This window comes from Spiroplasma sp. hyd1, from assembly GCF_016082235.1.
Classification (GTDB): domain Bacteria; phylum Bacillota_I; class Bacilli_A; order Mycoplasmatales; family Mycoplasmataceae; genus Spiroplasma; species Spiroplasma poulsonii.
In genome coordinates, this window is the sequence record NZ_JXYY01000055.1 from 1 (window position 1) to 7292 (window position 7292).

Annotated in this window: 9 protein-coding genes and 1 other RNA gene; 2 read left to right on the forward strand and 8 right to left on the reverse strand. The window is 29.0% G+C overall.

All coding sequences use genetic code 4. The features are described from left to right. Window positions 1-26: 26 nt before the first annotated feature. From TS70_RS08150 to TS70_RS05430, 6 genes are all read right to left on the reverse strand, one after another. Window positions 27-230, reverse strand: a complete 204-nt coding sequence (locus TS70_RS08150) for a prolyl oligopeptidase family serine peptidase (RefSeq protein ID WP_255516886.1) — start codon at window positions 228-230, stop codon at window positions 27-29. Window positions 231-247: 17 nt separating this feature from the next. Then, the gene (locus TS70_RS05410) at window positions 248-961 is read right to left on the reverse strand and encodes an alpha/beta fold hydrolase (protein WP_276574507.1); all 714 of its coding nucleotides are present in this window, start codon (window positions 959-961) and stop codon (window positions 248-250) included. Window positions 962-1095: 134 nt separating this feature from the next. Beyond that, window positions 1096-3003, reverse strand: coding sequence for an ABC transporter ATP-binding protein (locus tag TS70_RS08680; RefSeq protein WP_040093830.1), 1908 nt, complete (start codon window positions 3001-3003; stop codon window positions 1096-1098). A gap of 98 nt (window positions 3004-3101) precedes the next feature. Next, window positions 3102-4028, reverse strand: coding sequence for a hypothetical protein (locus TS70_RS05420; RefSeq protein ID WP_198049643.1), 927 nt, complete (start codon window positions 4026-4028; stop codon window positions 3102-3104). A 149-nt stretch (window positions 4029-4177) separates the two neighbouring features. After that, window positions 4178-4547, reverse strand: an RNA gene (rnpB, locus tag TS70_RS05425) — RNase P RNA component class B. Window positions 4548-4615: 68 nt separating this feature from the next. Continuing rightward, a complete protein-coding gene (locus TS70_RS05430) occupies window positions 4616-4942 on the reverse strand; it encodes a DivIVA domain-containing protein (RefSeq protein ID WP_040093836.1) in 327 nt (108 codons plus the stop codon). A 66-nt stretch (window positions 4943-5008) separates the two neighbouring features. Between TS70_RS05430 and TS70_RS05435 the strand changes: the two genes are divergently transcribed. Beyond that, window positions 5009-5518 carry a Holliday junction resolvase RecU gene (locus TS70_RS05435; RefSeq protein ID WP_198049644.1) on the forward strand — a complete coding sequence of 170 codons (510 nt, stop codon included), beginning with the start codon at window positions 5009-5011 and terminating at the stop codon, window positions 5516-5518. Here the strand turns inward: TS70_RS05435 and TS70_RS05440 are convergent. Both TS70_RS05440 and TS70_RS05445 read right to left on the reverse strand, forming a co-directional pair. After that, entirely contained in the window at window positions 5493-6053 is a 561-nt protein-coding gene (locus TS70_RS05440) for a DnaD family protein (RefSeq protein WP_040093840.1), read from the reverse strand. The two genes, TS70_RS05435 and TS70_RS05440, sit on opposite strands and share 26 nt — an antisense overlap. Before the next feature lie 27 nt (window positions 6054-6080). Further along, on the reverse strand, window positions 6081-6353 hold the full coding sequence (locus TS70_RS05445) for an HU family DNA-binding protein (protein WP_040093842.1): 273 nt from the start codon (window positions 6351-6353) through the stop codon (window positions 6081-6083). Between the two features lie 229 nt (window positions 6354-6582). Here TS70_RS05445 and TS70_RS05450 point away from each other — a divergent pair. After that, window positions 6583-7292: Pr6Pr family membrane protein (locus TS70_RS05450; RefSeq protein WP_198049645.1), on the forward strand; the 710-nt coding region annotated here is incomplete at its 3' end.

Here is a 7292-nt window from a genome sequence, read left to right on the forward strand (position 1 = left end):
TTTTTTTATAAAAATTAGACTTTCAACTATCGAAAAAGACTCTTATTGTAAAAATTTAAAATATCTTGATAAATTTCTTGTTTAATTGGTTCATTTAAAATTTTATGACGAGCATTTGGATATAATTTCACTTTAACTTTTTTACCGGCTTTTTTATACAATTCAACGGTTTTTAATACTGTCTTCCCATATTTGCCAACCGGGTCATCTTGTCCAGCAATAAATAACAACGGTAAAGTATTTGGTGTTAACTAAATATTTTTTTATTAGTGATAAATAATAATCCCGTAAACATATCTTTAAAAGCACTCGTTGAAAAAACTTGACCTGTTAGCGGATCATTTGTAAATGCCTCTTGCACGGTTCTATCTGTTGATAATCATTCTGTTCCTAAGACTCCTTCATCTTTATAACGAACATTTAGTGGCGCATAAGAAAATTTATAAATAAAATTATCTTTTGACTTTGGTCCCTTAAGTTTTTGACCAATTCTAGCCATTTTAACTGAAAATTTTAATAATCGTTTTGGATAATGCGCTGTTCCACAAATAACTAAAGCAGCAATATTTGTTCCATATTTAATCGCATAATGGCGAACCATAAATGATCCCATTGAGTGACCAAACATCACAATTGGCGTATTAGGATAACAATGTTTAATATAAGTTGTTACTTCATATAAATCATCAATAATTTTTTCTCAGCCTTCTTTTTCTGCAAAAAATCCTAAATCTTCAGAACAAGTCGCTGTTTTCCCATGGCCGCGATGATCTTCGGCAACAACAACATAATTATTAACAACTAAAAATTTTGCAAAATCTTCATAACGCAAAGAATGTTCCGCACTCCCATGGACTAATTGCACAACGCCTTTAATATCTTTGTCGTTTACTAATTTTCATTCATACATTTGTAATTCTGAACCATCACGTAATTGTTGCTTTCACTCTTTAAATTTCATATGCTTTATTACCCTTCTAATTAAAAATAAATTTGCTATATTTTACCATTTTCAAGTTGTTATTAAAAGCACTTTATTTAAAAATAATAATCCTGTTAACTAAACAAAAAGAAAAAGTGTCATTTAACACTTTTTTATCGCCCTTGGTTTCCGGCACGATTAAGATCACGGAACGGACCATCAATTGAAACTAATTCATCATATTTTCCATTCTGAATAATTCCTTGCCCTTTTCCTAAGACAAAAATTTCATCAACATTTTTAATTGTGCTTAATCGGTGCGCAATTGAAATTGTTGTTTTACCAACCATAATTTTTTCTAATTCGGCTTGGATTTCTTTTTCAACAATATTATCTAACGCACTTGTTGCTTCATCTAAAATTAAGATTTGCGGATTTTTTAAAATCATTCGGGCAATAACTAACCGTTGTTTTTGTCCTCCTGATAACATAAAGCCACGTTCACCTAAAATGGTGTTATAACCATCTTTTCAGCCCATTACTAAATCATGTAAGTTAGCTTTTTTACAAGCTGCAATAACTTCTTCTTCGGTCGCATTAAACATTCCATAACGAACATTATAAATAACATCCCCAAATAAAATTTTTGGCTCTTGTTCAACATAACCAACATGTGTTAAGTAACTTGCTAAATTTAAATCTTTTAAATTAGTATTATTAATAATAACTTCTCCGCTTGTTGGATCATAAAAGCGTAACAATAATTTTGAAATTGTTGATTTTCCACTTCCAGTTTCGCCAACAAAAGCATAACTTTTTCCTTTTTCAAATTTTAAAGTTGTTTTTGGTAAAATAACAACCCCCGGTTTTTCTGGATACTCAAAAACAATATCTTTTAAAACAATATCACCAGTGATTTCATTAACATTTGGCGCGTCACGGTTTGGTTCAATTGTTGTATCAACACGAATTAATTGAATAATTCTTTTTGTTGATGCTGTTGCCCGCGCTAATCCTGGTACTAATCCAGTTAATGTTCAAATTGGGAAGGCTAATGTATTAACTCCTGTAATAAAAGCTGGTAAAACTTTCATAATGTGGTTAGTACTTTCTGACCCTTTATTACCATATAAAATAATACTTGATAAGACAACAATAACAGTTAAACTTAATGCACAAAGAATAATAATTGTTGTCATTCGCGCTTGAATACGATTTAAACGACGATTAATACGATAGTATTCCTTATGAATTTGTTCAAAACGAACACGTTCATATTCTTCTGTTCCTGTCGCTTTAATTAAAGCAATTGAAGCAATTCGATCAGTCACATCACCATTAACGTCAGTAATTTTAGCACGAACATTTTCTGTTTCTGATGCTTGTGAACGGAATGTTACAGCAACTGCTGTCATAAATAAAGCGGTTGCCCCTAAACAAATTAACGCTAATTTTCAATCAATATTTAACAATACGATTGCACTTCCAATAAAGATAATTGGGATACTAATTAAGTTAGCTGGCGTTAATTGTGATTCATCCCCAATAATTTGCGTATCATTAATTAATTTTGTCATTGTTTCTCCAATTTTTTTATCAGAATAATAACCAATGTTTAAATCAACTAAGTTATTTAGAACGGCATTTCGAACATCAATTTCAATATTCCGTCCCAACATTCCCCCAACACGTTCACGAATGTTTGTTGTGACAACCCCGATTACTAAGACAACACCAATGATAATTAATCAAATTCATCAGTCTAAACCAGTTGATACTGCCCCCGGATCATTTCCAAATTCAAATAAAATTTGGGTCATTAACTTATTTATTAAAAGGGTAATTGTTACAATTGACGTTGAACTTAAAACTAAAGTAAATAAAATTGTAAATGATCGTCATAAATAGCGACGATAATAAATTGCAACCAACTTAAAAAAACCGATTCGCGGTGCTTTAATTTCCTTCATCATTTCTAATGGCGTTTGTTGCTTACGAGTCTGATTTTTATGGTTTAATTCGTTATACTCCAAGTCTTTTTCAATCTTATTAATATCAATTAACTCTTTAATTTTCCCCATAAACTCACCTCTTATTCCAAATAAGTTTTATCAATAAACTCTCTTATCTCTATATTATAACAAAAAATAAAACTTTTTTAATGTTTTAAAAAAGTTTTTTAGACATATATTCCATATCGATCAACCAACTGTCTTGTTCGTCGTTCTAATAATAAAAACAATGTAGAATTAACAATATACTTTGCGGTAAAAATTCCAAAGAAAATTCCAATAAAGATTAAAGTATGTTGTCATGATTCGAAAATAGACGCCATCCCATTATTGTCGTGATCATGGTCATGACCAGCGTGAGCAACAATAACACTATCTGGTCAATTAATAATTTCGTTTGGTGTACTAACTGCGGGGGATAACATATTAATCCCGTGGTTAATCATATGAACATATTCTTCTTCTAAATGAGAATGGCCAGTATTTACTAGAATTTTTGCAACAATTAGAAATGATAACGTTTCAACTAAAGCACACAATGGCACAATAATTACAAATGCTAAAATCTTCTTTGTTCAAGCAATACTAATAATTTTATGATGGTGATCATGAGCCTTTTTAACATGATGATACTCATGAATTGTATGATCTTCAATATCTTCTGGAACTTCTACTTTATAGTAAGCATTAAGCAAGATATAATAGATAAACCATGTGATAAGAACAACTAGAATGTTAGAAATCATAAAGAATGCCATTTCAATCCAAGTGTGGTGACCATCAATTAGATTATGAATCCAAGGTAAAGCTATTCCCTCCAATAACGCAAACCCTAACCCAACAATTGAGATTGAATAAATAATCACTAATGTGTCAAAAAAGCGTAAACCAAAGGTTGCTCCTCATGGCGTTGGAATATTAAAAATTTCTAATAAACTTAAACCAACAGCGACAGCTAAAAAGATTGCCGCAGCGGTAATTTTAAAGGTAACCAACCTTTGATTATATAATTCTTTGTGAAATAATGATGATTTAATTCGAACCCAAATCCTATCATTTTTCACAGTTAAATCATTGTTACTATTTTTTTTCATTATTTTTTTCCTTTATTATTTATAAAAATTATAATTTATCTTTTTAAAAAGTCAAGACCACAATAAATTTTTAACAAAATAAATTATAATTTATTTTAATAAAGAAAAAATAAAAATAGATGGCTCTATTTTTATTTGCAAAGTCATAACATCATAACCCACGTTCTGTTTTTTTATTTTATAAAATAAAATACTAGTTATTTATCTATCAATTTTTTAAAATTGATCTTCTTATTTTCTTCTGTTTTGAAAAAAAGAAGTTCCCTTACCAAAATTTAGGTTTCTCGCTTGTGGGGTTTACCCGTTCCATTTTTTAAATTTCTTTAAAAACTCGTTTCTGTGGCACTTTTATAGAAAAAATTCCATATTAATAATAACTTAGGATTTTTTTCAGCCGTCATAAGGATCCCTTATGCCTAATCTTATGAATTAAATTAGCACAAACACTACAATCATCGCAGATTGTGCGAGCGTGGAGTTTCCTCTATTAACTGTTGTTAATAGCAACTAGTTCTGTTATAACTCATAATAATTATACTATATCTAAAAATAAAGTGTTAATTTTACTAATAACCATTTGTTAAAATTTAGTCATTTTTTATCTTACCTTCTAAATTATGGATTCGTTTTATTAGATCAGCTTTTGAAAAACCTTCTTCTTCTAACCGTGCTTTTTGGGCTTTTGTTTCATCAAGTTGGGCTCTTAAAACATCATTCTTATCTTGCAAATCATTTATTTGCTGACGCAAATATTTAATTTCTTTATTGAAATCATTAGTAATGCCTTCAAAAACACGATAATCAGTGGCAATCATATCCAAAAACATATCAACTTCATTCGGATCATAGCCTTGATAATCAACCTGAAATTCCTTATTAATGATATCAACTGCTCGCAATTTAATTGTTTTCATTTTAACACCTCTTTTGCAAGGAACAAGTGTCCTTTTTTTGTTATATTATTGAATGAGGAAACAAGTATGCACCTACCCAATAATCGTGGAATGTTTTTAGAATCTTTACTTAATTATACTATTCAAAAATATTTTGACCATAATATTGGCCTCTTTTTTAAACGAGCAGTCAATATTATTTCGTTGGAAAAAGATCAACACATAATCATAAAAGGTTATTTTAAAGAAAAAACTGGTTGTGATTATTATAGTCTTTATCAAGGCCATTATATCGAATTTGAAGTAAAAGAAACCAATCAGCAAAAATTCAACTTAAACAATATTAAAGCACATCAGTTAAAACAATTAGCTTTAGTTAAAAAACATCATGGCATTAGTTTTATTATTATTTATTTTCATCATTATAATCGTTATTTTATCCTATCATATCAGAAATTAACAGAATGAATAAGACTAATGCCAACAAAACAAATCCCAGTTTCTTTTTTTGAAGAAAATGGCTATGAACTTTTTCCGACCCTTCCTAATTTTCTTGACTTTAAACCAGTTCTTAATCAATTAATCAATTGTACTTAGTTAATGATTTTGGTTTATTTTTAAGATAATTATCAATAAACTTAATAAGTTCTTTAAACGTCATTTTTGTTTCTTGATGATTAGTGATAATTAGGGTTAATTGAAAATCAGAAATTTTATTCTCTAAGTAAGTATTTAAAGTGGCTTTTTCGTGTTCAGTTAAAGGGTTTTGTAAAATTTGATTGACTTGGTCAAACAAAATCTTTTTTTCAACATTTAACTCTAAATTTTCGATTGCGATAATAATTTTGTTGAAAATTGGTGATAGATCCATTTCTAAAACATCTTTTTTCATCTTAATATCAATAAAACCTTCTTGTTTTAATTGATCTAACATGCTTTTTGCTTTTGTTTCCGTAAAATTGGAATGATTAGCAATTTCTAACGGAGTGATGAACCTTTTATCAGAAGAAGAACAGTTCATAATCAACATGATTAACACTAACTGTTCTTCTGACAAATTTATTAATTTGTAATGGCTCAACAAAAATCGCCACTTATTAATACTGCCCTTGTTAAATAAATTATTTAACATTACAATAAATTCTTAACTAACTGTTGATTAGTTTAATGCATCTTTTAATTGTTTAGCTGCTTTGAATTTAGCTGCTTTAGAAGCTGGAATTTTAATTGTTTCACTAGTAGCTGGATTTCTTCCTTCTCTTGCTGCTCTTGCTGATACAAAAAATTTCCCAAATCCGGCAATTGCAACTTCATTTCCCGTGACTAAATTTTCTTTAATTCTATCAAAAGCAAAGTCGACAATTTCTCCCGCTTGCGATTTTAATAAATTAAATTGTCCCGCAATTAACTCTGCTAGTTCTTTTTTTGACATTATTACACCTCTTCTAATTAAACCTTATAATTTAGGTTTATATTATCTTACCCAATTTTATTTCAAATGTATACCTTTTTCAAAAAAAACATTATTTTTGCCAGACCCATATCATTTTTATTAGTTTGTCTATCTTTTAAATTAATTAATGCTAAAATATTATGATAGTAATTGCAGGATTATTAGAATTACTACAAATCAACCAAGAATCAAGAAGAAATAGTTATAAATGACTTTAAAAATAAAATTAATTTGAAAGCAAATTTATAAACTATTTTTTGCAATAGTTGGAATTGCCATCTTAACATGAGCATTTGTCAATGGGATTCTCAATCAAAATGATATTATTAACCATTACCATGGTGATTACACAGTATATACATTAGATTTTTTTACAACTTTTACTTGTTTATCAAACTTAGGAATCTTATTCTGATTCTTAATTAGTGGAATTCGCCATCATCAAGAAAATAAAAATAAAATTCAATCATATCCAGTTGCCCTAGCTGCAGCTTGTTATATTACCATTACTTTTATTATATATAATTGTTTACTACTACCAACACACCCCCTACCAGGTGGTGCTTTAGGCTGAATTACAACCGTTATTGATCATATGACCAATCCAATTGCGTTTGTTGTTTATGTTCTATTTTTTATGGAAAATAAGCAAGAAATTAAGTTAAAACAATTTTTTCGCACAAACTTTTGAAAATATGTCCTTGTTTTACTAGGATATTGTGCTTATGCAATGATTAGAGGTGAATTACGTTGTCTTTCTGGTGATCATTTTACTTGACCAGGAAGTACACCTGGTGTAATTGAAAATCGTTGATATCCATATTTCTTTTTAAATGTCCACGGAACCTTTTTTGGTTTGCCAGGATATGTGTGATTTATTAGACTTCTTGCGATACCCTTTTTTATTAAAATATTATT